This is a genomic window from Streptomyces sp. KL116D (genome assembly GCF_030766975.1).
In the GTDB taxonomy this organism is placed as follows: Bacteria; Actinomycetota; Actinomycetes; order Streptomycetales; family Streptomycetaceae; genus Streptomyces; species Streptomyces longispororuber_A.
The window spans coordinates 38,119-60,565 of record NZ_JASERH010000154.1 but is presented as its reverse complement, the minus strand read 5'-3'; the positions used below and the strand labels follow the sequence as shown (position 1 = coordinate 60,565).

Genomic DNA, 22,447 nt, shown 5'->3' with positions numbered 1-22,447 from the left:
CGGCGTACTGCGCGAGGAGCCGCTCGATCCGGTCCGCGTCAGAAGAGGTCGGTGGCGTACTCGGCCCAGAGGTCGAGGCCCTCGCCGGGGACCTCGGTGACCTGCACGGCGAGGTCGAACCGGGCGGTGCCCTGCCCGACCGGCTCGGCGACGACCCGCAGGCCGCCCGCCTCGCCGCTGCCCGCCGTCGCGTTCTGCAGGGTGAAGGAGACCTGGAAGAGCGGATTGCGGCTGGTGTCCCGCTCGGGGCGCAGCTCCCGGACGAGCCGGTCGAAGCCGAGGCCCTGGTGGAGGTGGGCGCCGAGGACGGTCTCCCGGGTCCGGGCGATCAGCTCGCTGAAGGCCGGGTCGCCGCCGGTGTCGGTGCGCAGCACCAGCGTGTTGGCGAAGAAGCCGATGAGCCGCTCGATGTCGGGGTGGTCGCGCGCCGGCGAACACCGAGCCGACGGCCACGTCCTTGGCGCCGGTGTAGCAGGTCAGCAGGGCGTTGAAGGCGGCCAGCAGCACGCTGAGCAGCGTCGCCCGCTCGGCGCGGGCCAGTTCGCCGAGCCGGGTGCGCAGCCCGTCGGGCAGGCGCAGGACGGTGGTGGCGCCGCGGAAGCTCTGCTCGGCCGGGCGCGGCCGGTCGGTGGGAGGTCGAGCGTCGGCAGGTCCGCGAGGCGTTCGCGCCAGTAGGCGAGCAGCCGGTCGGTGGCCTCGGCCGACGCCTTCTCCCGCTCCCAGGACGCGAAGTCCGCGTACTGGACGGGCAGTTCGGGCAGCTCGGTGGTGGTGCCGGCGACCGCGGCGGCGTAACCGGCCGTCAGTTCGCCGACCAGCATGGCGGTGGACCAGCCGTCGGTCGCGATGTGGTGGATGCACAGGACCAGCAGGTGCTCCGTGGGCGCGAGCCGGATCAGCCGGGCGCGCAGCAGCGGACCGGCCGCCAGGTCGAAGGCGCCGGTGGCGACCTCGTCCGCGAGGGCGCGGGCCGTCTCGTCGGCATCCGGCCGACCCGTCAGATCGGTCAGCGGGATGTCCACCCGGTCGGGGGCCGGATCGATGATCTGGTGCGGCACCCCGTGCTCTCCTCGCTGTAGCGGGTGCGCGCAGGCTCTCGTGGCGCCCGACGACGAGGGTGAGCGCCGCGATCAGCTCTCGTGGTCGAGATCCCCGTGCAGGCGCAGCGCCAGCGGGGAGTTGTAGACGGGCTGGCCCGGCGTCCACTTGTCGAGGAACCAGAGCCGCTGCCCGGCGAACGACAGGGGCAACGGACGGTCGCGCGGCACCGGGGACGAGACTCGCCGGAGCGTTTCGGCGAGCGCCCAGCTCCTTCAGCAGACGCTTGGCCTCGGTGACCTCACCGGTGGCCTTGCGAGCGGTGCGGGCACGAGCCGGGATCGGCCCGCCGGCTTCGAACCTCGGCATGCGGCATCTCCTCTGCACAGACTCCTGGTGCCTGGCAACTGTGGCCCACGCGGTAGAGGGGCGGCTATCGGGACTTCTCCCGACTGGCCGGGCAGGGCCGCCATGTCCCAGCGTGACTCGGGAGTTTCCCGGAGTGCCGGGTCCTGTCCGAGTTCCCCGTCTGCGCCCCGACGCCCGGCACTGCGTCCCTCCCTCCGGGCGGACGACGGGGAACCCCGGCGGGGACCTAGGCGCGAGGTGAGTGGGGCACCGGTGCAGATCCGACGGCAACGGCGGGCGGATCCGCGCCCGGCACGACAGGACGGCGACTTCCGGCGGCTGTGGGCCGGGGACGCGGTGTCGCAGCTGGGTTCGCAGATCACCATCTTCGCGCTGCCCTACATGGCGGTGGCATCACTGGACGCGTCGGCCGATCAGGTCGGCCTGCTCCAGGCGCTGTGCACGCTGCCGTTCCTGCTGGTCCCGCTGCCCGCCGGCGTGTGGCTGGAGAACCGGCCCGGCGGCCCGTGCTCATCCTGATGTGCCTGCTCGGCGCCGCCCTCGTCCTCTCGGTCCCGGTCGCCGACGCCTTCGGCTCGCTCGGTCTCGCGCACCTCTACGTCATCGCGCTGCTGGGCGGCGCGGGAGCCGTCGTCTCGACATCGCCAGGTCTCGCTGGTGCCGCAGCTCGTCGGCGCCGATCAACCGCCTCGGCCAACAGCCGGTTGAACGTCGGCCTCGCCGTCGGCGGCACCGCGACCCGGTCTCGCCGGCTGGCTGACCGCGCTGGTGCGTGTCGAACGCGCTCGTCCTCGACGCCCTGTCCTACCTGTGGTGCGCGCTGATGACCGGCCGCACGCCCACCGCGAGCCGCCGCCCGGCCGGCGCGCCCCGCCCGGAACCTGCCCGCGGAGGTGCGCGAGGGACCGCGCACCGCCTTCGCGACGCCGCCGGTGCGCAGCATCGCCCTGCACGCGGCGCTCAACAACGCGGGCGTCCAGCTCCTGAACGTCGTGCTCGTCATCCACCTCGTCCTGCGACCGCGACGACGGCAGCGCCGCCTACGGCCTGGTGCTGGTCTGCGGCGGCGTCGGCGCCGTCCTCGGCACCCTCGCTGCGCCCCGGCTCATCCGGGCCTTCGGGTACGGCCGGCCATGCTCGGCACCTCGCGGTCACCGTCAACGCGTTCTGGATCATGCCCCTCGTGGACGGCTCGCGCCCGAGTCGTGGTGGCGTCGTTCGCGCTGGCCCTCGGCATCGCGTCGGCGGGCACGGCGTCGGCGGCGTGGTGAGCGTGACGGTCCGTCAACTCCTCACGCCCGCCTCCCTGCACGCCCGGATGAACGCCAGCTACCGCATGGTCACCTTCGGCACGATCCCGCTCGGTGCGCTGCTCGGCGGGCTGCTCGTGGAGCGGCTCGGCGCGGCGGCGACGCTGTGGATCGTGCCGTTCCTGTTCACCGCGGCCGTGCTGCCGCTCGCCCACCGGTCCGTGCGCGCGCTCGGCAGGACCCCGATCACACGGAGCGAAAGGTACTGGAGGTGAAGAGGTGACGTTCCTCGACCGGATCGCGGCGCAGGCCGCGGCGGACCCCCACGCGGTGGCGGTCCTCGACGGCGACACGGCCGTCACGTACGCCGAGTTGTGGGAGCGGGCCGGCCGCACCGCGGCCCGTCTCACCGCGGCGCGAGTCGGCCCCGGCAGCCGGGTCGCCGTCGCCGCGGGCCGCGGCGCGGCACACGTCGTCGCGGCACTCGGCGGCTGGCGGTCGGCGCCGCGGTCGTCCCCCTCGACCCGCCGCCACCCCGCTGCGCCGCGAGCAGGTGCTGCGCGCCGCCGCCCCCGCGGCCACGATCGGCGGGGACGGAACCGTCGAGCGGCACGGCGGCCCCGGCCCCGACGACACCGCACCCCTGGGCCTCGACCGCTGCGCCACGGACGGCTACTACGTGTTCACCTCGGGGTCCACCGGCCGGCCGAAGGGCATCGCCATGCCCCGCGCCGCACTCGACAACCTGGTGGACTGGCAGCTGTCCGACCTCGGCGAACGCCCGCACCGCAGGGTCGCCTGGTTCGCCCCGGTCGCCTTCGACGTGACGCTCCAGGAGATCGTCTGCACGCTCGCCGCCGGCGGACGCTCGCCGTGGTGCCCGAGGAGATCCGCGCGCGTCCCGACGCGTTCCTCGGCTGGCTGGCCGAGACCCGCATCGAGGTGCTCCACCTGCCGTACGTCGCCCTGCAGATGCTCGCGGTGCAGGCCGCCACCAGCCCGCTCACCGCACGGCTGCGGCTCACCGAGGTGATCACGGCCGGCGAGGTGCTCAAGTGCACCCGGACATCGTGCGCATGTTCCTGCGCCTGCCGGGCGCCCGGCTGACCAACCAGTACGGCCCGTCGGAGACCATGTCGTCACCCGGTACGCGCTCCCCGGCGACCCGGCGCTGTGGCCCGCGCTCCCGCCGCTCGGCACCGCCGTCCCCGGGGTGCGGGTGACGCTGCGGGACGCCGAAGGGCCGAGGTCGCGCCGGGGGAGCAGGGCGAGCTGTGCGTCGGCGGGATCGTGCTGCGCGGCTGCACGTGGGCGAGGGCGCGGCCGGGCCAACGCGCGGGCCCTCGCCGGGGGTCACTACCGCACCGGCGACCACGCGAGCGAACGCGCCGGGCTGTTCTCGTTCGCCGGGCGCAAGGACCACCAGGTCAAGATCGACGGTCACCGGGTGGAGCCCGAGGGCGTCGAGAGCGTGCTGCTCGAACACCCCGGCGTGCGGGAGGCGGTGTGCCTCGTCACCGGCCGGGAGTCGCTCGCCCGCTCCCTCGCCGCGATCGTCGTGGGCGGCGCGGGACAGGCCGAGCTGCAGGAGTTCCTGCACGCCCGGCTGCCCGCGTCGATGGTGCCGCGGCGGTTCGTCGTCGTGGACGCGCTGCCGCTCACCTCCACCGGCAAGGCCGACCGGCTGGCCGCCGAGCGGCTACTCGCCCCCGGCCGGCAGCGCAGCCGCCGCTCGCATCGCAGCGTCATCGTAGAACGGCAGGTGGTGCCGGAGGTACGAGGACAGCGCCGGGTCGGCCGCCAGGTCCGCCGCGTGGTCCCGCCGCGTCGTGCGGAAACCGGCCGACGAGCTGGCCTCCTCGTGCCAGCGGGAGGTGCGCTGCCACTCGCTGCGCTCGCCCGGCTGCCAGTTCAGGGCGTCGGGCAGGAAGGGGATGCCGACGGCCGCGCAGTACGCGGCGATCAGGCCGGGGCGTCCGTGACCAGGTCCGCCGAGTCGATGACGGCCGGCGGCCTGGCACTGCGCGCGGCGACCGCCCGGTAGATCTCGAACTGCGCCTCCCCGCCGATCTGGTGGAGCCGCACCTCGGGGTTGAGCGCGTGGTACGAGGCGATGGTCTCCGCGGGTGGCGGATGATGAAGGTGTGCGTGGCGTCGCGGCCGAGGAAGGCCTGCGTCGGCCAGGAGCGCCGGATAGCGCTCGTCGGTCGTGTCCTTGAAGAAGACCGGCTTGGCGCGGGCCAGTTCCCGGATCGCCGCGAGCAGCTCCGCCTCCGTGCCGACCGTCGGTCGCCGACCTGGACGCTGCCGAACTCCGCGAGGTTCGAGAAGGGCTCGTGCAGCGCGTGGTGGTCGCCGCGCTCGGCCATCATCCGGAAGAACGCCGTGGAACGGCTGCGCGGCATGCCCCACAGCGCGATGATGCGCGGCCGGTCGTCCGTGTCGTTCTCGCTGGTCACCGTCACTGTCGTCCCTTCGCCGGCACGGCCGTTGAGCTCCGCGGTCTGGCACGGAACACAGCCCCGTCCGAGGCGTTGCGGCCCTTCGCCGGGTAGAACTTCCCGACTGTCACGCCCCCGGGACGGCTGCGATCTCGAACCAGCTCTGCAGGGATCGTCCGACTCGACGGGAACAGTGTGGTGTCGCATGAACGCGCTTCGGGTGTGGTCGAAGGCGGACGAGGTCCGGATGTGGCTGCTCTGCCTGCCGCCCGGGGCGGTGACGCGCGGCGGTTCGCGGGAGTGGGCCGGGCGGCTGCCCGAGAGCATCGGCGTGGCGGCGCTCGAACTGCCCGGCCGCGGCGGCCGGCGAGAGGCGAACCGTGGGCCACGAGCACCGAGGCGCGTCGTCGACGAGTACGCCGACGCCGTCACCCCGCTGCTGGAACGGCCGGTGATGCTCTACGGGCGCAGCATGGGGCGGTCCTCGCCCTCGACCTGGCCCACGGCTGCGCGCCCGGCACGGCGCCGAGCCGCTCGCGCTCGTCGTCGCCGCCGGCGAACCGCCCGAGCGGCGGACCGTGCAGATCAGGTCCGACGCCACCGACGACGAACTGGTGCGGTGGCTGCGCGCCTCGGCGGCACGCCCGAGGAACTGCTCGGCTGCCCCGAGTACCTCGCGCAGCTGCTGCCGGTGCTCCGCGCCGACCTGGGCCTCCTCGAACGCAGGCCGCGACGCGCCCTGCCGCCGCTCGGCTGCCCGGTCCACGTCTACCTCGGCGTGCGGGACCCGATGGTCGACGGCCCCGGAGCACAGCGCGGCTGGGCCGCGCACACGACGCGTGAACAGCCGCCCCGCACGTTCCCGGGCGGCCACTTCTTCGTATCCGAGATCCACCGAACAGGTCCTGGCGGCACGCTGGCCGGGAGACGCGGACGCGGCGGTCGGCGGCCGCCTCCTGCGGCCCCGGTGAGCAGGGCCAGGACGACCGACGTTCCGGTGCACACGGCGGACGCACGGCGGCGAGACCGGAGGGAGGAACAGGCATGGGCGAGGCGGATTCGTCCGAGTACGTGACGCGGTCGGCGGCGCGCGCCGAAGCAGACGGCCGGACCGGCGGGGAAGTCCTCGCTGGAAGGGCTCTCGGCGGAGCGCCGGGCGCTGCTCACGATGGAGCTCGCGCGGCGCAAGGCGGCGGCACTCAGGCCGCGGCGGCTGCCGCGCGAGGGCGGTGAGCAGTCCTTCCCGCTGTCCTACGCGCGAGGAGCGGCTCTGGTTCCTCGCCCAGGCGGACCGGACTCGACCGCCTACGTGATGTCCGGCGCGCTGCGCCTGCGCGGCGCCCTCGACCGGCGCGCGCTCGGCGCGGCCCTCGACGAGATCGTGGCCCGCCACGAGGTGCTGCGCACCACCTTCCCCGAGCAGGGCGGCCGGCCCGAACAGCGCGTCGGACCGCCGCGGTCCGTGCCGCTGCCGGTGCTGGACGCCGAGGACGGACGAGGACACGGTGGCGGCGGTCTGCCGGGCCGAGGCCACCACGCCCTTCGACCTCGCGTCCGACCTCATGGTCCGCGCCCGCCTGGTGCGGCTCTCCGACGACCACCACGTGCTGGTCCTCGGCCTGCACCACATCGCCTCCGACGGCTGGTCGCTCGGCGTCCTGCTCAACGAACTCGGCGTCCTCTACGACGCGTTCCGGCGCGGACAGCCCTCGCCGCTGCCCGAGCTGCGGATCCGGTACGCCGACTACGCCGTCTGGCGGCGGGACTGGCTGGCCAGCGGCCCGCTGGACGAGCAGATCGCCTACTGGCGGCAGCGGCTCGACGGCGCCCCGTCCTGGAACTGCCCACGGACCTCGCGGCCGGCGCGACCCGCAGCTGGCACGGCGCGTCGCAGCCGTTCTCCTTCCCGCCGCAGCTGTGGAAGCGCGTGGTGATCCTTCGCCGAGGAGCAGCGGACCACCCCGTACATGGTCCTGGTCGCGGCGTTCGCGGTCGTGCTCGCCCGCTGGAGCGGCCAGCGGGACGTGGTGATCGGCTCACCGCTCGCCGGTCGCGCCCACTCCGAACTGGAGCCGCTGACCGGGTTCTTCGTCAACACCCTGCCGCTGCGCGTCGACGTGCCGGACACGGCGACGTTCGAGACGCTGCTCGCCGAGGTCCGGCAGTCCTGCACCGAGGCGTACGCCCACCAGGACGTGCCCTTCGGCAAGCTCGTCCAGGCGCTGCGGCCCGACCGCTCCCTCGGCCCGGTGCCGCTGGTGCAGGTGATGCTCGCCCTGCGCGACGTGCCGGGACAGAAGCCCGCCCTGGCCGGACTCGACGTGGAGGAGCTGGACCTGGCGACGAGTCAGGACGCCAGCAAGTTCGACCTCGTCCTCGACCTGGTCCCGGACCACGACGGCGGGCTGCGCTGCCGCGTCGAGTTCAGCACCGACCTCTTCGAGGCGGCCACCGCCGGCCGGATCGCCGACGCGTTCGTCCGGGTCCTCGACACCGCGCTCGCGGCCCCGAGCGCGGCCCGTCGACCGGCTGCCCCTGATCTCCGCCGACGAACGGGCGCGTCTGGTGGGCGAGTTGTCGGGGACGGTGACGCGAGCGCCGCCGACACCGGCTGCCTGCACGCCCTCATCGACGCCCAGGCCGACGCCCGGCCCGACGCCCCGGCGGTCGAGTGCGGCGACACCGTGCTCAGCTACCGGGAGCTGACCGAGCGCGCCGACCGGCTCGCGCACCGGCTGCAGGGCCCTGGGCGCGGGCCCGGAGCACGTCGTCGGGATCTGCCTGCCCCGCTCGGCCGACATGGTGGTGGCCGTCCTCGGCGTGCTCAAGGCGGGCGCCGGATACGTGCCGCTCGACCCCGGCTACCCGCAGGGCCGCATCGAGCTGATGGTCCGCGACTCGGGCGTCGAACTCGTCGTCACCGAGTCCACCGTCGCCGCCACCGGCCGGCTGGACGCGCGGGACGACGACACGACAGGCCCCGCCCTCGTCCTCATCGACGACACCGACGACACCGACGACACCGGCGCCGACGAGCAGCCGGCGGCCCGGCCGGGACCGTGCACCCGCGCACCCTCGCCTACGTCATCTACACCTCGGGCTCCACCGGCCTCCCGAAGGGCTCGGCCAATGAGCACGGCGGCGTGGTCAACACCTGACCGGACTGAACCGGACCCTCGGCCTCGGCCCGACGGACCGGATGCTGGCGGTGTCCAGCCTCAACTACGACATGTCGGTCTACGAGATCCTCGGCAGCCTGCTCGCCGGCGCCTGCGTGGTCGTCCCGCCGGACGACCTGGAGGTCACCGACCCGGTCCGGCTGCGCCAACTGGTCATCGACACCCAGGTCACCGCCTGGAGTTCGGCGCCCGCCCTGCTCGAACTGCTGGTCAACCACGCGCACGGCGGCCCCGGCTTCGACGGTGCCGCGCTGCGCCTCGCCGTCCTCGGCGGCGACCGGCCGCCGTCGGCGCTCCCCGACCGCCTCGGCGAACTCCTCCCGACCTGCGGCTGTTCAACCTCGCGGGCATGACGGAGGTCTCTGTACTGCTCGACCTACCACCTCGTGCGCCGGCCCGAGCCGATCCCCGGCACCATCCCGTGGGGCCGCTGCCCAACCAGCGGCTGTACGTCCTGGACGCGCACGGCGAACCCGTCCCTGTGGGTGTGCGCGGCGAACTGTTCATCGGCGGCGCCGGTGTGCGGCGCGGCTACTGGCACCGGCCGGGCCTGTCGGCGCAGCGGTTCACGCCCGACCCGTTCGGCCGCACCCCGCCGGGAGGCTCTACCGCACCGGTGACGCCGCCCGCTGGCGCACCTCGGGCGAACTGGAGTTCCTGGGCCGGCTCGACCACCAGGTGAAGCTGCGCGGACTGCGGATCGAGCCGGGGGAGATCGAGGCCGCGCTCACCTCCCACGAGGACGTCAAGCGCAGCGCCGTCGCCGCTGCGCGGCGAGGGCGCCGAGCGGCGCCTGGTCGCCTACCTCACCACCCGCGGCCCGCTGCCACCGAGCATCGGCGACCTGCGCAGGTACCTCCTCGACTCGGGTGCCCGACTCACATGGTGCCCTCGGCGTTCGTCCTCATGGACGAGTTCCCGCTCCAGCCCAGCGGCAAGCTCGACCGGACCGCGCTGCCCGACCCGGCCGCCGTCCGCCCCGAACTGTCCGGCGCCTACACCGAGCCCAGCGACCTGGAGCAGATCCTCGCCGGGATCTGGGCCGAGGTGCTGGAGATCGACCGGGTGGGCGCGACCGACGACTCTCTCGACCTCGGCGGACACTCGCTGCTCGTCACACAGGTGGTCTCCCGGATCGCGACCTGTTCCGGGTGGACTTCCCGATCCGCGGCTTCCTCGCCGCGGGCACCGTGGTCGCGCTGGCCGGCCGGCTGCGCGCCGCGGCCGCCGAGGCGGGCACCGACGTGGACCAGGTGGCCGAGCTGATCGTTCAGGTGAGCGGCATGGACGCCGCCCAGGTGACACGAGGCTCGGCGCATGAGCCCCATCGACGCCGCGGCACTGCGGCCCGGCAACATGACACCCGACCAACTCAAACTGCTGGAACGCCTGTTGGCCGAGCAGGGCGCCGCGCCCGCCCCGGTCCCCGGGATCCGGCCGCACGCCGTGGACCGCACGCACGCCGAGCCGTCCTCCGCCCAGCGCCGCATCTGGTTCTTCGACCGGCTGCAGCCCGGCTCGGCGCTCTACACCATCTCCGGGTCGCCGAACTGCGCGGCACCTTCGACCGCGAGGTGCTCGCCCGCTGCCTCACCGAGGTCGTACGCCGCCACGAGACGCTGCGCACCACCTTCCACGGCGACGGCGACGACCCGTTCACCCGGGTCGAGCCCCTCACCCCCGTACACCGCTGGAGCTCACCGACCTGTCCGCGCTGCCGGAGGCCGCCCGGGACCGCGCGGTGCGCGAGCGGCTCGACGCCGAGGCGCTGCGCCCCTTCGACCTGTCCCAGGACCTCATGCTGCGGGCGGGCCTGCTGCGCCTCGCCCCCGACCGGCACCTGCTGCGGCTGTCGATGCACCACATCGCCGACCGACGGCTGGTCGCTCGGCGTGCTGCTGCGCGAACTGGGCGCCCTCTACCCGGCGTTCTCGACCGGAGCCCTCGCCGCTGCCCGAACCCGCCGTGCAGTGTACGCCGACTACGCGGCCTGGCTCAACGAGCGCATGCGCGAGCCCGCCCACGAGGACGCGCTGCGCGGTTGGGTCGACCGCCTCCAGGGCGCCTCCGCCCTCGACCTTCCGACGGACCGGCCGCGCCGCGAATCGGGCACCTGCTCGCGGGCGGCCAGGTGCCGCTGACGGTGTCCGCCGACCTGATGGCCCGGATCAAACAGCTGGCCGACCAGGAGCGGGCGACGCCCTACATGGTGCTCGTCGCGGCCCTCACCTCCCTGCTCGGGCGGTGGAGCGGCGGCCGCGAGGACGTCGTCTCGGCTGCGCCGTCGCGGGCCGCAACCGCAGCGAGATCGAACCGCTCATCGGGTCTCTTCGTGAACACCCTCCCGCTCCGCCTCGACCTCGGCGGACAGCCGTCGTTCCGCACCCTGGTGGGCCGCGCGCGCACCGCCTGCCTGGACGGCTACGCGCCAGGACGTGCCCTCGAGCAGATCGTCGAGCGCCTCCAGCCGGACCAGGGAACCGGGCGCGCGGGTGCCGCTGGTCCGGCACATGCTCGTCCTGCACAACAGCCCGCGCTCCCGGCTGAACCTGCCGGGGCTCGACATCGAGGTCCTCCCGCTCGACACCGGCACCTCCAAGTTCGAGATCCAGATCGAGCTGACCCCCACCGAGGACGGCGGGCTCGGCGGCTGGCTGGAGTACGTGACGGACCTCTTCGACGAGGCCACCGCGGTCCGGCTGACCGAGGCCCTGGTGACGCTCCTCGACGAGGGCGTCGCACGACCGGACGTCCCGGCCGACGAGCTGCGGATGCCGTCCGCCGCCGACCGGGAGACCGTCGTCGAGCGGTGGAGCGGGGCCGCGGCCGAACCGGCCGGCACCGGGCTGCTCCGCACCAGCTGTTCGAGCGCCGCCGACCGGACCCCGGAGGCGGTCGCCCTGATCGACGGCGCCCGGACCCTGACCTACGCGGAGCTCGACGAGCACGCCAACCGCCTCGCGCACCACCTGATCGCCCGCGGCGTGCGCTCGACGACGTCGTCGGCGTCCAGCTGCCGCGCTCGGCCGACGCCGTCGTCGCGATGCTCGCGGTGCTCAAGGCCGGTGCGGCCTACCTGCCGCTCGACCCCGCCCACCCGGCGCGCCGCCTCGCGGAACTGGCCGAGGAGGCGGGCGCCCGCGTCGTCCTCACCGACATCGCCGCGGACCCGGCGTCCCCGCCACCCGCCCCGACCTCGACGTGCCGCAGGGCGCGAGCGCGTACGTCCTGTTCACCTCCGGATCGACGGGCCGGCCCAAGGGCGTGACCAACGAGCACGCGGCCGTCGCCAACCGGATCCTGTGGATGCAGGACGCGTACGGGCTCCGGCCCGGCGAAGCGGTCCTGCACAAGACGCCGCTGGGCTTCGACGTCTCCGGCTGGGAGTGGCTGTGGCCGCTGGCCGTCGGCGCGCGCATCGTCGTCGCCGGTGACGAAGGCCGCCGCGACCCGCGCGTCATCGCGCTCCGGCTGATCCGCGAACACGCGGTGACCACCTGCCACCTCGTCCCCTCCATGCTGCGCGCCTTCCTCGACGGCCCGGCCGCGGAGTGCGCGGACGTGCGTGCGCCGGGTCGTGTGCAGCGGGGAGGAACTGCCGCCCGCGACCGCCCGCCGGTTCAGGAGCGCGCTGCCCGACACCCGCCTGTACAACCTCTACGGGCCCACCGAGGCCGCCATCGACGTGACGGCGTGGCAGGTGCCCGAGCAGCTCGCGCCGGAGCACGAGGCGCGCCTGCCCATCGGCACCCTCGATCGCCGGCGCCCGGCTGCACGTCCTGGACGCCCGCCTCGAACCGGTGCCGCCCGGCGCGATCGGCGACCTGTTCATCGGCGGCGTCCCGCTGGCCCGCGGCTACCGCGGCCGGCCGGGGCTGACCGCCGACCGGTTCCTGCCCGACCCGTTCACCCCGGGCGGCCGGCTGTGCCCGCACCGGCGACCGGGCGCGCTGGGCCGCCGACGGCACGCTCGACTACCTCGGCCGCGCCGACCACCAGCTCAAGATCCGCGGCCAGCGGATCGAACCCGGCGAGATCGAGGCCGTCCTCGGCGCGCACCCGGCCGTCGAGCGGGCCGTCGTCCTGCCGTTCCGCGACGCGGAGTGGCGACCTCCAGCTCGCGGCCTACGCGGGCCTCGGGCCGGACGACGGGACCGCCGTGGAAGAACCGGTGGAGAACGGCGACCACGTCGACCGCTGGCGCACCGTCTTCGACGACACCTACCAGGCGTCCAACCCCTCGGCGGAGGTGGTGGACCTGGCCGGCTGGAACGACTCCACCACCGGCGAACCCATCTCCGAGGAGGGATGCGCGTCTGGGTCGACGAGACCGTGGACCGCATCACCGCGCTGAACCCGTCGAACGTGCTGGAGATCGGCTGCGGCACCGGACAGTTCCTGCTCCGGCTCGCCCCGCGCTGCGCCCGCTACGTCGGCACCGACATCTCGCCCGGGGGCCTCGACCGGCTCGCCACCCGGCTGACCGCGGACACGACCGCGGAGCTCGCGGTGCGGCCCGCCGACGACTTCACCGGCTTCACCGAGGGCGAGTTCGACACGATCATCCTCAACTCGGTCGTGCAGTACTTCGACGTCGACTATCTGCTGCGCGTCCTGCGCGGCGCCCTCGCCCTGCTCGCCCCCGGCGGCCACCTCTTCGTCGGCGACGTACGCGACCTGCGTCTGGTCGAGGCGTTCCACTGCTGGGTGCAGGCGGCCCGGCTGCCCGACGCGACCCCGGCCGCCGACCTGCGCAGGCTCGTCGACCAGCAGATCGCCCAGGAGGAGGAACTGCTCCTCCACCCGGCCCTGTTCGAGACGATCGCCCCCGCCGAGCGGGTCACCCTGCTCGCCAAGTCCTCCCCGCACCGCAACGAGCTGACCCGGTTCCGCTACGACGTGGTCATCACCGCGCCCGGCGGACCCGACACTCCCCGCCACGCCTCGACGCCTGGCACCCCTGGGCGCCCGGCGCACCCGAGCGGGCCGGCTCGTACGGGCTGCGGGGCTCGCCCGACGCCCGCCTGGCCGAGGACCTGGCCAGGGTGCGGCTGCTGCGCGAGAGCGGCGCGGACACCGTGGGCGCGCTGCGCCGCGCCCTCGCCGCCGCGGACCCGGAGCCCGCCGGCGAACCCGCGGACCTGACCGTCCCCGCCGGCCGCACGCTGCTGCCCCGGCTCGGCGCCGAGGCCGGTCTGCTGGACCCGGAGTTCCGCGAAGGGAGCCGCCCGGCAGGCGGCCACACACCGCAACTCGCCGCCCACCGAAGGGGAGTTCGCCAACGACCCGCGACGGGCGATCCGCGCCCGGCTCACCGTGGCCGGGCTGCGCGAGCACCTGCACCGGGCGCTGCCCGACTACATGGTCCCCGCCTCCCTGATGGTGGTCGACCGCTGGCCGATCGGCCCCAACGGCAAACTGGACCGGGCCGCGCTGCCCTCGCCCAGCTCGCTCAGGCCGGCCCTCGCGACCGGCTACGTCGCCCCGCGCGACGACACCGAGCGGATCATCACCCGGTCTCTGGCAGGAGGCCCTCGGCCTCGACTCGGATCGGCGTCCACGACGACTTCTTCTCGCTGGGCGGGCACTCCCTGCTCGCCGTCCAGATCGTCGGCCGCATCCAGGACCGGTTCGGCTGCGAACTGCCGCTCGGCGTGCTGCTGCGCGCCCCGACGATCGCCGCCGTCGGCGAGTGGATCACCCGCACCGCGGCCGACGCCGACCCCGCGGATCGCGCCCATCACGCGCACCGCCCGCCGACAGCGCCCGGCCGCCGCCGCGTCCCGTGCCGCCACCGCGTCCCCCGCCGAGCAAGGAGCCCGATCAGGCAGGGAACAGGCCTTGGCCGACGACGAACCGTTCGAGCTGCCCGCCTCGTTCGGGCAGGAGCGGCTGTGGCTGCTCGACCGGCTCGCCGCCGGCAGCGCCTACCACCTCGGCGGCGCCATCCGGCTGGACGGCCCGCTCGACCCGACGCCCTGGCCCGCGCCGTCACGCGGCTCGTCGAACGGCACGAGATCCTGCGCACCACCCTGGAGCTCGGCACCGACGGCCAGTTGGTGCAGCTCGTCCATCCGGACGTCCGGTCCGCCACGGCCCGGCTCGAGGCGCCCGAGCCCACGCTCGACGCCGCCCGCCGCACTGGCCGAGTACGTCGACGCCCTTCGACCTCGCCGCGCGGGCCCGCTGCTGCGCACCGCGCTCGTCCGGTTCGGCGAGACGTCCTGGCTGTTCGGCGTCGTGATGCACCAGCCATCGTCTCCGACGGCTGGTCGATCGGCGTCTTCCACACCGAACTCAGCCGCGTTCTACCGCGCCGAGATCGGCGCGGAGGCGGCGGACCTGCCCGAACTGCCCATCCAGTACGGCGACTCGCCGCATGGCAGCGCGACACCGTGACCGAGGCCGGATCGGAGCTCGCCGACTACTGGCGCGAGCGCATGGCGGGCGCCGCGCCGCTGGAGCCCGCCGTGCCCGTCACCGGGCCCGGAGTCTCCTCCAACGTGCCGTGCGGCGCTGCCCGCGGCGCTGGTGAGGAGATCGACCGGCTGGCGATAGCAGGAGTCGGCGACCCCTTCATGGTGCTGACCGCCGCCTACATGGCGGTCCTCGCCCGCTGGACCGAACGCGACGACATCGTGATCGGCATCCCGGTCGCGGGCCGGCCCCGGCCCGAGCTCCACCACCTCATCGGCTTCTTCGTCAACTCGCTGCCCCTGCGCACCCGCGTGGACGCCGGATCGTCCTTCCGCGCGCTGCTCGCCGCGGTCCGCGAGACCCGCCTGGGTGCCTTCGAGCACCAGGACCCGCCGTTCGAGCGGATCGTCGAGGTCTCCGGAGCCGAGCGCGTCCAGGGCCGCACCCCGCTGATCAACGCGATCCTCGCCCCGCAGAACACGCCCGCCCCGCGGTGGGACCTGCCCGGCATCACGGCCGAGCAGGTCGACCTCGCCGACCTGCCCGCCCAGTTCAGCTCTCAACCTCTACCTGTCCGGGACGGCGGACGCGGGCCTGGCCGGCCGGATCGTGCACGACGAGCAGTGGGACCCCGCCGACGTACAGCGGCTGGCCCAGGGCTGGCTCGCCCTGCTCACCGACGCGGTGGCCGACCCGGCCAAGCCGGTCGGACTGCTCTCCCTCGGCGTGCGCGGCGACGGCGCCGAGGACGCCGAACCCCCTACGGCGACGGCCTGGTGCACCAGTGGATCACCGAGGCCGCCCGGGCACACGCCGACCGGATCGCGATCACCGCCCCCGACGACGAGATCACCTGCCGCGAACTGGACGAGCGGTCGGACCACTGGCGCGGCTGCTGCGCTCGTCGGCGCCGGACCCGACCGGCTGGTCGCTCTCTGCATGCAGCGTTCCTGCGCCCAGATCGTCGCGGCCCTCGGCATCCTCAAGAGCGGCGCCGGCTACCTGCCCCTGGACCCCGGCCACCCCTAAGGAGCGCCTCGAACGGCTGATCGCGAACGCCGGCACGCCCGTCGTCGTGGCCGACGAGGCCACGGCCGGCCTCTCTCGACGACGGCGCCGGGGTCCGGATCCTGCTCGCCGACAGCGTCCCCGCCGACCGTCACGACGGCCCGGCGACACCCGGGACCAGCACCCGGAGTCCCTCGCCTACGTCATCCACACCTCCGGCTCCACCGGCACGCGGGCGCCATGAACACCCACCGGGGGTGGTCAACGTGATGCGCTGGACCCAGCGGCAGTTCTCGCTGACGCCCGCCGACGCCGTACTGGCCAAGACCCCGTGGAGCTTCGACGTCTCCACCGTCGAGTGTGATGGCGCCGCTCAGCGCGGCCCGGCTCGTCGTCGCCGAACCCGGCGGCCACCGCGACCCCCGCTACCTCGCGGGCCTCATCGCCGAACAGTCGCGACGCTCGCCCACTTCGTGCCGCCGATGCTCCAGGCGTCCTCGCCGAGCCCGCCGCCGCCCGGTGCGCCGGGACGCTGCGCGCTCGTGCACGTCGGCGGCGAGGCGCTGCCGGTCGCCACCGCCGGGCGCTTCAGCGAGGTCCCGCCGGACACCGAGCTGTGGAACCTCTACGGGCCGGCCGAGACCGCCGCCTTCGTCAGCCACCACCCGGTCGCCGCCGCGGACCTCGACCGGCAGCGGTGCCCATCGGCCACCAACTGGGCGGCACGCAGCTGCACGTCCTCGACCGACAGGGCGAGCCGGCGCCCAGGGCGTGCCCGGCGAACTGCACATCGGCGGCGTGCCGGTGGGCCGCGGCTACCTCGGATCGCCCGCGCTCACCGCGGAACGGTTCGTCCCCAACCCCTTCACCGCCGGCGCACGCCTGTACCGCACCGGCGACCGGGTGCGCCGACTGCCCAACGGGGAACTGGAGTCCTCGGCCGCTACGACCACCAGGTGAAGCTGCGGGCGCATCCGCGTGGAGCTGGGGGAGATCGAGGCGGCGCTCGGCCGGCACCCGGACGTCGCCAGGTCGTGGTCGAGGTGCGCGGCTCCGGCGCCGACATCCGGCCGGTCGCCTACGTGGGCTGCCCCGAGCACCAGCCGACCGGCGAGGACCTGCGCGGCTTCCTGCTGCGCACGCTGCCGCGCGCTGGTGCCGAGCACGCTCGATCGTGCTGCCCGCGCTGCCGGTGAGCGTCAACGGCAAGATCGACCGCGCCGCGCTGCCCGAGGCGGACCTCGCCGTAGGCGCACGGTGGCGGCCGTCGCGCCGCGCACCCCGCCGAGCGGCTGCTCTCGAGATCTGGGCGGACGTGCTCGAACTCACCGAAGTGGGCGTCCAGGACAACTTCTACGAGCTCGGCGGCACTCGCTGCGCGCCGTCCGGGTCTTCCAGCGCACTCCAGGACGAAGGGCTCGGCGACGGCCCTGGAGCCCATGCTCGGCGACCACACCATCGAGCAGCTCGCGGCCGACTCGGCACCGTACCGGCGAGGCCCTGCACGATCATCGGTCAGCTCCAGTGAGCCGCCGCGACCAGCGGCCCACCGATCAGCGGCCCACGGCTCCATCCGCACACGCACCAGCAGCACCCGGACCAGCAGCACCCAGCACCAGCAGCACACGGACCAACAGCGCACGGAGACAGTGGGAAGGATGTCGGTTGCAACCCCTGGCCCTGACACGTCGGGCGGAAGCACTCGGGAAGTGGGGAGGCCCTGGCGGCGACGACCTCGTCGCGCTCCCGGGCAGCGAGCTGGCCGGCTGGTTCACACCGGCGGACCGCGCGCGCTTCTTCGCCACCTGGAACCACCTGGACCGCGACGAGCTGGTCACCGGCGGTGTGGTCCGCGAGCGGCGGTACGGGCGCCTGGCGGCCTCGCGCGGCCCCGGCGGAGCAGTGGAGCTTCACACCGCTGCCGCACCAGGCCTTCCAGCAGACGGCGGAGCACATCCCGCTGTACGAGGGACAGGCCAGGATCGTTCAGCCGATCCGGGCCGAGACGCTGGCCGACCCGGTCCTCACCGGACTGATCTCCGTCGACCTGGCGGTCGTCGCGCGGTCGTCCCCGAGGCGTCCCGCTTCGAGGTGGGCCTGCACCAGATTCGGGTGTTGGCCACCCCCGACGCGCCGGGCCGCCCGACCCCCGAGGGCCGGCACCGGGACGGCCACGACTTCATCGGCATGCACCTCATCGGCCGGGTGAACTGCGCGGCGGCGAGTCGGTCGTCCACCGCGAAGGACTCCCGCCGACCCGGATGACGCTCACCGAACGGCTGGACTCGCTCGTCGTGTCCGACACCCGATCACCCACGAGGTCACCCCCACCGTCGCCGCCGGCGCCGCCGGCGTACGGGACATGCTCGCTGGTCGACATCACTGAGCGCTGACCCCACGCGCGTCGAGCGGAGCGGACGCTGCGCGGCCTGGTGGAGATCCCCTCGCCGTCCGGATCGGAAGCGGCGGCCGGGGCCTTCCTCGCGCGCGGATGCACGCGCTCGGCCACGACGTGCGCACCGACGCCGTCGGGAACGTGATCGGCGAGATCGGCGACCCACCGCCGGTGATCGCGATGGTCGGCCATCTGGACACGGTGCCGGGGGACCTCCCGGTACGGGAGTCCGGCGGCTCGCTGCTACCCGGCCGGGGCACCGTCGACGCCAAGGGCCCGCTCGCCACCTTCGTGCACGCCGGAGCACGGGCGGCCGCCTTGGCGGGCGCCCGGATCGTCGTGGTCGGCGCGGTGGAGGAGAGGCCGCCTCGCGCGGCGCCCACCACCTCGCCGCCGCCTCGACCCGCCGGACGTTCTGCTGATCGGCGAGCCCAGCGGCGCCGGCTCCGTCGTCGTCGGCTACCGCGGAGTCCTGCGCTTCCGCTACGAAGTGCAGCGCCCGCCCGCCCACTACGGCACCCCCGCCGAACGGGCCGCCGAACTCGCCGGCGACCTGTGCGAGGCGGTGCGCACCCTGCTGCCGCCCGCCCCGGCGGACGCCTCGCGCTCGAGCACGCCGCGCCGGCCCTCGTCGCCCTGGAGGCGGCTCTGACCCACGCCACCGCCGAGATCTCCTGCCGCGTGCCGCGCGGCCTCGACGCCGCCCGCTTCTCGACGAGGTGCGCGGACACGCGGCGGGCGGCGAGATCACCGTCGTCGAGCAGGTCCCGGCGGTCAGGACCGGACGCGGCACGCCCCTGGTCGCGCCTTCGCCGGCGCCGTGCGCCGGCGGACCGGCGCGGTCTCCGTCAAGGTCAAGCTCGGCACCTCCGACGCGAACATCTCGCGCCCCACTGGGACGTGCCCGCCTCGCGTACGGCCCCGGGGACTCCGGCTCGACCACACCGACGAGGAGCACATCCCGCTGGCCGAGTACCTGCTCGCCGTCGACGTCCTGACCGAGGCACTCCCGACATCGCGAAGTCCCTGGCCCGGCCGCCGGTTGGAGCGGCCGCGATAACGAAGAGCGGCGACCGTGAGCGTCGACGACCTCCCGCTGGCCGTGCTGGCCTCCCGGATCGAGACTCGAGGAGAAGCGGCTCCTCGCCGAACTCGACAGGCGCCGGGTCCCGTTCACGCTCCTGGACACCAGGACGACCGTCTTCGGAACCGGCCACGACTTCCGCTTCCGAGCGCGCTCACCCGCGAGATCGGACACACCCGCAGCCTGTACGCCACCCGGCTGCTCGAACACGCGGGCGTGACCGTGGTGAACTCCTCCGCCATCCTCGACACCTGCGGGGACAAGCTGTTCACCACCCTCAAGCTGGAGGCGGCCGGACTCCCGGTCATCCGCTGGATGGCGACGCTCACCCCGGAGGGGGCGCTGCCGTCCTGGCGGACTTCGGCTACCCGCCGTGGTCAAGCCCGTCGTCGGATCGTGCGGCTGGCCTCCCGCCTCGACGGCCACGACGCGCAAGAGGCGGTCCTCGAACACCGCGACGCGCTGCCCGGACCGGTCAACAAGATCACGTACGTCCAGGAGTACATCGACAAGCCGGGCCGCGAGATCAGGCGTACGTGATGGGCGGCGAGACCGTCGGAGCGATCTACAAGAGCTCCGACGAGTGGCGCACAACACCAAGCGCGGCGGCATCCCCTCGGTGTGCACACCGGACGACGACCTGCTGAAGCTGCTCACCGCCACGGCCGAGGCGATCGGCGACGGCGTCCTCGGCATCGACGTGCTGGAGGACGCTCGGGCGCCTACGACGTCAACGAGGTCAACCCACACGCCGGAGTTCCACGGGGCGCTGGACGTCCCCGAAGTGGACCTGGTCGGACGCTACGTCGACCACGGCTCTGAGCAGGGTGGTGACCCGGTGAGCGAGAACCCCATCGAGTGCCGGGGCGGCCTCGTGCCGCTGCCGCCCGGCCACCGGGACTGGCTGCCGCTGGTGTTCGGCGGCGACGACCAGGCACGCGCCGTCGACGGCGCCGAGGTCCTGGTGCACTACCGACGCGGTGGACCCCGAGTGGATCCACTGCCGGCCGGGGCTGAACCGGGCCCGCGTCCCGCTCGTCAGGCCCGAGAACCCCACCGCGATCCGCCTGCCCGACCGTCCGGGCGTCTGGGTCCACATCGAGGAGGCTGCCGCGTGACCGGAAACGGGCTGCGATGTTCAGGCGGTCCGCGCCGTACCCGCGACCGGGCCACGAAGGACCTGGTCGGCTGGCCGGTGATCACCGACGCGGAGCGCCAGGCCGTCGTCGGGGTCCTGGAGAGCGAGCCAGCTCACCTCCAACAACCCCGGCGCGGGACAGGTGCAGCTCCTCGAACGCGAGTGGGCCGCGCTGGTCGGCACCGAGCACTGCGCGCGGTCTCCAACGGCACCACCGCGCTGGAACTCGCCCTGGCCGCGGCCGGCGTCGAGCCCGGCTCGAGATCCTGGTCCCGGCGCTGTCGTTCATCGCGAGCGCCGTGGCCCCGGTGCACCGGCTCGTCGTCCCCGTCTTCGTGGACATCGACCCGGTCACCCACACCATGCGACCCGCGCGCCGTCGCCGCGGCGCATCACGCCGCGCACCGCCGCGATCCTCGCCGTTCATCACGCACGGCTCTGCCCTGCGACATGGACGGTTGCGCGAACTCTCCCGCCGCCACGGCCTGTTGCTCATCGAGGACGCCGCCCAGGCGCGCGCCGCCGAGTACCGCGGAACCCGGACCGGCGCGCTCGGCGCACGTCGCCGCCTTCAGCCTCAACGTGATCAAGAACCTGCCGACCTGCGGCGAGGGCGGCCTGATCACCACGGACGACTCCGAGCTGTACTCCCGGCTGCTGCGCCGCCGCCAGTTCGGCGAGAGCTCGAAGGGCGCGCCAAGCGCGACTACATCTCCCACGAGCTGGCCGGCAACGCCAAACTCAGCGCGGTCCAGGCCGCGTTCACCCGCTGCCAGCTGGACCGGCTCCCGGAGTACCACCAGGCGCGCGACCGCAACGTCGGGCCCTGCTCGACCGGCTCGACGCGCTGCCCGGCCTCCGTGCGCCGCACTGCCCGACGACCGCACGCACGCCTGGCACATCACTCCGCTTCCGCTTCTCGCCCGAGCAGATGGGCATCGAGGGCGCGACGCCCGGCGCGGTCCGCGCCGCCGTCGAGCGAGTGATGCGGGCACGAGGGCGTCCCGCTCCAGCAGTACCAGCCGGTGCCGCTGCCCGAGCAGGCGAGGCGCTGCTGACCCGCAAGGGGTTCGGCGGCTACCCGTGGAAGCTGCGGCCCGAGTACGGGCCGACCGACACCTACCCGAACACCCTCGCCGTCATCGAGGACTCGCTGACCCTGCAGCGCTGGCACCTCAACCCGGCCGCGGGGCCGGTCCTCCAGGACCGCGCGGCCGCGTTCGAGAAGGTCTGGGCGAACCTCGACCGGGTGGCGACGCTCGCCCGCACGATGAGCCCCGCGCCGGCGGAGAGCGGTCCGATGACAGTGACAACTGCCGCGACCGCCGCGGCCACGACACGACAGCCCGCGAGGACGTCGCCACGCTCGCCGAGCGGGCGCACCGGGTGCAGGGAGCGGGTCCTCGAGATGGGCGCCGGCGAGACCGGCACCCACCTCGGCGGCAGCCTCTCCGCCGCCGGCTGCTGACCGTGCTCTACGGCTCGGTGCTGCGCGTCGACCCCGGCCGCCCCGACTGGCCCGACCGCGACCGGTTCGTGCTCAGCAAGGGGCCACGCGTGGCGCCGCCCTGCTACGCCGTGCTCGCCGAGTACGGGTTCATCCCGTCCGAGGAGTGCGCCGACTACGCGAAGGCGGGCAGCCGGCTCGCCGCGCACCGCTGCGCCGCGTCGAGGGCGTCGAGTCCCCCACCGGCTCGCTCGGCCACGGCCTCTCGCTGGCCGCGGGCGCGCCGCGCTCGCCGCCCGCCGACTTCCGGCCACGCGCCTCGGGCGTTCGCGCCCTGCTCACGGCGACGGCGAGCCACAGGAGGGCTCGGTCTGGGAGGCCGTGATGGGTGCGGCCCACCACAAACTGGACAACCTCGTCGCCGTCGTGGACCGCAACGGCTGGCAGATCAGCGGCACCACGGAGGAGTGTCTGTCGCTGGAGCCGCTGGCCGACCGCTGGCGCCCCTTCGGCTGGGCCGTGCGCGAGGTGGACGCGGACACGATCTGCCCGCGCGCTGCTCGCCGTGCTCGACGGACTGCCGGACCGAGGGACGGCCGACGCTCGTCCTGGCCCGCACCGTGAAGGGCCGCGGCGTCCCGATGCTCGAGGACCGCAAGAAGAGCCACTGCGTCAAGCTGA

The 22,447-nt window shown here is 74.4% G+C and carries 25 protein-coding genes and 15 pseudogenes; 34 read left to right on the top strand and 6 right to left on the bottom strand.

Annotation, left to right across the window (positions count from 1 at the left end; all coding sequences use genetic code 11):
- Window positions 1-38: 38 nt before the first annotated feature.
- Window positions 39-413: pseudogene (locus RBJ77_RS61265) on the bottom strand (condensation domain-containing protein); the annotation flags it as partial.
- A 73-nt stretch (window positions 414-486) separates the two neighbouring features.
- Window positions 487-1,022, bottom strand: a pseudogene (locus RBJ77_RS61260) (condensation domain-containing protein); the annotation flags it as partial.
- Window positions 1,023-1,659: 637 nt separating this feature from the next.
- Between RBJ77_RS61260 and RBJ77_RS61255 the strand changes: the two are divergent.
- The 8 genes and pseudogenes from RBJ77_RS61255 (at window position 1,660) to RBJ77_RS61220 (ending at window position 4,701) form a co-directional block, all read left to right on the top strand.
- Window positions 1,660-1,926, top strand: a complete 267-nt coding sequence (locus tag RBJ77_RS61255; protein ID WP_372352814.1) for an MFS transporter — start codon at window positions 1,660-1,662, stop codon at window positions 1,924-1,926.
- A complete protein-coding gene (locus RBJ77_RS61250; RefSeq protein WP_372352813.1) occupies window positions 1,914-2,231 on the top strand; it encodes a hypothetical protein in 318 nt (105 codons plus the stop codon). The genes RBJ77_RS61255 and RBJ77_RS61250 overlap by 13 nt, the downstream gene beginning before the upstream one ends.
- Window positions 2,232-2,300: 69 nt before the next feature.
- Window positions 2,301-2,678: a hypothetical protein gene (locus RBJ77_RS61245; RefSeq protein ID WP_372352812.1), complete on the top strand. Its 378-nt coding sequence runs from the start codon at window positions 2,301-2,303 to the stop codon at window positions 2,676-2,678.
- Entirely contained in the window at window positions 2,675-2,932 is a 258-nt protein-coding gene (locus RBJ77_RS61240; RefSeq protein WP_372352811.1) for a hypothetical protein, read from the top strand. Before RBJ77_RS61245 ends, RBJ77_RS61240 begins: the two co-directional genes overlap by 4 nt.
- Before the next feature lie 4 nt (window positions 2,933-2,936).
- Window positions 2,937-3,146, top strand: a pseudogene (locus tag RBJ77_RS61235) (AMP-binding protein); the annotation flags it as partial.
- Window positions 3,147-3,378: 232 nt separating this feature from the next.
- A pseudogene (locus RBJ77_RS61230) lies at window positions 3,379-3,489 on the top strand (hypothetical protein); the annotation flags it as partial.
- Between the two features lie 44 nt (window positions 3,490-3,533).
- Complete coding sequence (locus tag RBJ77_RS61225; RefSeq protein WP_372352841.1) at window positions 3,534-3,764, top strand: hypothetical protein; 231 nt, start codon at window positions 3,534-3,536, stop codon at window positions 3,762-3,764.
- A 112-nt stretch (window positions 3,765-3,876) separates the two neighbouring features.
- Window positions 3,877-4,701, top strand: a complete 825-nt coding sequence (locus RBJ77_RS61220) for a hypothetical protein (protein WP_372352810.1) — start codon at window positions 3,877-3,879, stop codon at window positions 4,699-4,701.
- Here the strand turns inward: RBJ77_RS61220 and RBJ77_RS61215 are convergent.
- Window positions 4,620-5,069 carry a hypothetical protein gene (locus tag RBJ77_RS61215; RefSeq protein ID WP_372352809.1) on the bottom strand — a complete coding sequence of 150 codons (450 nt, stop codon included), beginning with the start codon at window positions 5,067-5,069 and terminating at the stop codon, window positions 4,620-4,622. The two genes, RBJ77_RS61220 and RBJ77_RS61215, sit on opposite strands and share 82 nt — an antisense overlap.
- A gap of 234 nt (window positions 5,070-5,303) precedes the next feature.
- Between RBJ77_RS61215 and RBJ77_RS61210 the strand changes: the two genes are divergently transcribed.
- From RBJ77_RS61210 to RBJ77_RS61190, 5 genes and pseudogenes are all read left to right on the top strand, one after another.
- A complete protein-coding gene (locus RBJ77_RS61210) occupies window positions 5,304-6,173 on the top strand; it encodes a thioesterase II family protein (protein WP_372352808.1) in 870 nt (289 codons plus the stop codon).
- A gap of 93 nt (window positions 6,174-6,266) precedes the next feature.
- A pseudogene (locus RBJ77_RS61205) lies at window positions 6,267-7,554 on the top strand (condensation domain-containing protein); the annotation flags it as partial.
- Between the two features lie 343 nt (window positions 7,555-7,897).
- Window positions 7,898-8,256, top strand: a pseudogene (locus RBJ77_RS61200) (AMP-binding protein).
- Between the two features lie 41 nt (window positions 8,257-8,297).
- Window positions 8,298-8,959, top strand: a pseudogene (locus RBJ77_RS61195) (AMP-binding protein).
- A 200-nt stretch (window positions 8,960-9,159) separates the two neighbouring features.
- On the top strand, window positions 9,160-9,543 hold the full coding sequence (locus RBJ77_RS61190; protein ID WP_372352807.1) for a phosphopantetheine-binding protein: 384 nt from the start codon (window positions 9,160-9,162) through the stop codon (window positions 9,541-9,543).
- Window positions 9,544-9,803: 260 nt separating this feature from the next.
- Here RBJ77_RS61190 and RBJ77_RS61185 read toward each other — a convergent pair whose 3' ends face one another.
- Entirely contained in the window at window positions 9,804-9,965 is a 162-nt protein-coding gene (locus RBJ77_RS61185; RefSeq protein ID WP_372352840.1) for a hypothetical protein, read from the bottom strand.
- On the opposite strand from RBJ77_RS61185, the gene RBJ77_RS61180 reads away from it, so the two are divergent.
- From RBJ77_RS61180 to RBJ77_RS61165, 4 genes and pseudogenes are all read left to right on the top strand, one after another.
- Window positions 9,897-10,418, top strand: a complete 522-nt coding sequence (locus RBJ77_RS61180; protein WP_372352832.1) for a condensation domain-containing protein — start codon at window positions 9,897-9,899, stop codon at window positions 10,416-10,418. The genes RBJ77_RS61185 and RBJ77_RS61180 overlap by 69 nt on opposite strands.
- A gap of 17 nt (window positions 10,419-10,435) precedes the next feature.
- A pseudogene (locus tag RBJ77_RS61175) lies at window positions 10,436-10,705 on the top strand (condensation domain-containing protein); the annotation flags it as partial.
- A gap of 82 nt (window positions 10,706-10,787) precedes the next feature.
- Window positions 10,788-11,545, top strand: a pseudogene (locus tag RBJ77_RS61170) (AMP-binding protein).
- Window positions 11,479-11,941: pseudogene (locus RBJ77_RS61165) on the top strand (AMP-binding protein); the annotation flags it as partial. The pseudogenes RBJ77_RS61170 and RBJ77_RS61165, both read left to right, overlap by 67 nt.
- 242 nt (window positions 11,942-12,183) lie before the next feature.
- Here the strand turns inward: RBJ77_RS61165 and RBJ77_RS61160 are convergent.
- Window positions 12,184-12,336, bottom strand: a complete 153-nt coding sequence (locus tag RBJ77_RS61160; protein ID WP_372352806.1) for a hypothetical protein — start codon at window positions 12,334-12,336, stop codon at window positions 12,184-12,186.
- Window positions 12,337-12,436: 100 nt separating this feature from the next.
- Here RBJ77_RS61160 and RBJ77_RS61155 point away from each other — a divergent pair, with 100 nt between their 5' ends.
- The 11 genes and pseudogenes from RBJ77_RS61155 (at window position 12,437) to RBJ77_RS61105 (ending at window position 19,721) form a co-directional block, all read left to right on the top strand.
- Entirely contained in the window at window positions 12,437-12,631 is a 195-nt protein-coding gene (locus RBJ77_RS61155; RefSeq protein ID WP_372352839.1) for a hypothetical protein, read from the top strand.
- Window positions 12,586-13,422 carry a class I SAM-dependent methyltransferase gene (locus tag RBJ77_RS61150; protein WP_372352805.1) on the top strand — a complete coding sequence of 279 codons (837 nt, stop codon included), beginning with the start codon at window positions 12,586-12,588 and terminating at the stop codon, window positions 13,420-13,422. The genes RBJ77_RS61155 and RBJ77_RS61150 overlap by 46 nt, the downstream gene beginning before the upstream one ends.
- Complete coding sequence (locus RBJ77_RS61145; protein ID WP_372352804.1) at window positions 13,323-15,743, top strand: condensation domain-containing protein; 2,421 nt, start codon at window positions 13,323-13,325, stop codon at window positions 15,741-15,743. Before RBJ77_RS61150 ends, RBJ77_RS61145 begins: the two co-directional genes overlap by 100 nt.
- Window positions 15,744-15,971: 228 nt before the next feature.
- Window positions 15,972-16,319: pseudogene (locus RBJ77_RS61140) on the top strand (hypothetical protein); the annotation flags it as partial.
- A 154-nt stretch (window positions 16,320-16,473) separates the two neighbouring features.
- Entirely contained in the window at window positions 16,474-16,662 is a 189-nt protein-coding gene (locus RBJ77_RS61135; RefSeq protein ID WP_372352838.1) for a hypothetical protein, read from the top strand.
- 74 nt (window positions 16,663-16,736) lie between these two features.
- Window positions 16,737-16,898: a hypothetical protein gene (locus RBJ77_RS61130; RefSeq protein ID WP_372352837.1), complete on the top strand. Its 162-nt coding sequence runs from the start codon at window positions 16,737-16,739 to the stop codon at window positions 16,896-16,898.
- The gene (locus RBJ77_RS61125) at window positions 16,877-17,230 is read left to right on the top strand and encodes a hypothetical protein (protein ID WP_372352803.1); all 354 of its coding nucleotides are present in this window, start codon (window positions 16,877-16,879) and stop codon (window positions 17,228-17,230) included. Before RBJ77_RS61130 ends, RBJ77_RS61125 begins: the two co-directional genes overlap by 22 nt.
- Window positions 17,231-17,545: 315 nt before the next feature.
- Window positions 17,546-17,967: pseudogene (locus RBJ77_RS61120) on the top strand (2OG-Fe dioxygenase family protein).
- 620 nt (window positions 17,968-18,587) lie between these two features.
- Window positions 18,588-18,749: a hypothetical protein gene (locus RBJ77_RS61115; protein WP_372352802.1), complete on the top strand. Its 162-nt coding sequence runs from the start codon at window positions 18,588-18,590 to the stop codon at window positions 18,747-18,749.
- Between the two features lie 168 nt (window positions 18,750-18,917).
- A complete protein-coding gene (locus tag RBJ77_RS61110; RefSeq protein WP_372352801.1) occupies window positions 18,918-19,157 on the top strand; it encodes a hypothetical protein in 240 nt (79 codons plus the stop codon).
- A gap of 15 nt (window positions 19,158-19,172) precedes the next feature.
- A complete protein-coding gene (locus RBJ77_RS61105; protein WP_372352800.1) occupies window positions 19,173-19,721 on the top strand; it encodes a hypothetical protein in 549 nt (182 codons plus the stop codon).
- A 199-nt stretch (window positions 19,722-19,920) separates the two neighbouring features.
- Here RBJ77_RS61105 and RBJ77_RS61100 read toward each other — a convergent pair whose 3' ends face one another.
- Entirely contained in the window at window positions 19,921-20,151 is a 231-nt protein-coding gene (locus RBJ77_RS61100; protein ID WP_372352799.1) for a hypothetical protein, read from the bottom strand.
- A gap of 10 nt (window positions 20,152-20,161) precedes the next feature.
- On the opposite strand from RBJ77_RS61100, the gene RBJ77_RS61095 reads away from it, so the two are divergent.
- The 6 genes and pseudogenes from RBJ77_RS61095 (at window position 20,162) to RBJ77_RS61070 (ending at window position 22,390) form a co-directional block, all read left to right on the top strand.
- Entirely contained in the window at window positions 20,162-20,299 is a 138-nt protein-coding gene (locus tag RBJ77_RS61095) for a hypothetical protein (protein ID WP_372352798.1), read from the top strand.
- A gap of 16 nt (window positions 20,300-20,315) precedes the next feature.
- Window positions 20,316-20,819, top strand: a pseudogene (locus RBJ77_RS61090) (DegT/DnrJ/EryC1/StrS family aminotransferase); the annotation flags it as partial.
- Window positions 20,770-20,949, top strand: a pseudogene (locus tag RBJ77_RS61085) (hypothetical protein); the annotation flags it as partial. The pseudogenes RBJ77_RS61090 and RBJ77_RS61085, both read left to right, overlap by 50 nt.
- Before the next feature lie 301 nt (window positions 20,950-21,250).
- Entirely contained in the window at window positions 21,251-21,787 is a 537-nt protein-coding gene (locus RBJ77_RS61080) for a hypothetical protein (RefSeq protein ID WP_372352797.1), read from the top strand.
- Window positions 21,706-21,915: pseudogene (locus RBJ77_RS61075) on the top strand (hypothetical protein); the annotation flags it as partial. The gene RBJ77_RS61080 and the pseudogene RBJ77_RS61075, both read left to right, overlap by 82 nt.
- A 235-nt stretch (window positions 21,916-22,150) precedes the next feature.
- Window positions 22,151-22,390: a hypothetical protein gene (locus RBJ77_RS61070; protein WP_372352796.1), complete on the top strand. Its 240-nt coding sequence runs from the start codon at window positions 22,151-22,153 to the stop codon at window positions 22,388-22,390.
- Window positions 22,391-22,447 lie beyond the last annotated feature (57 nt).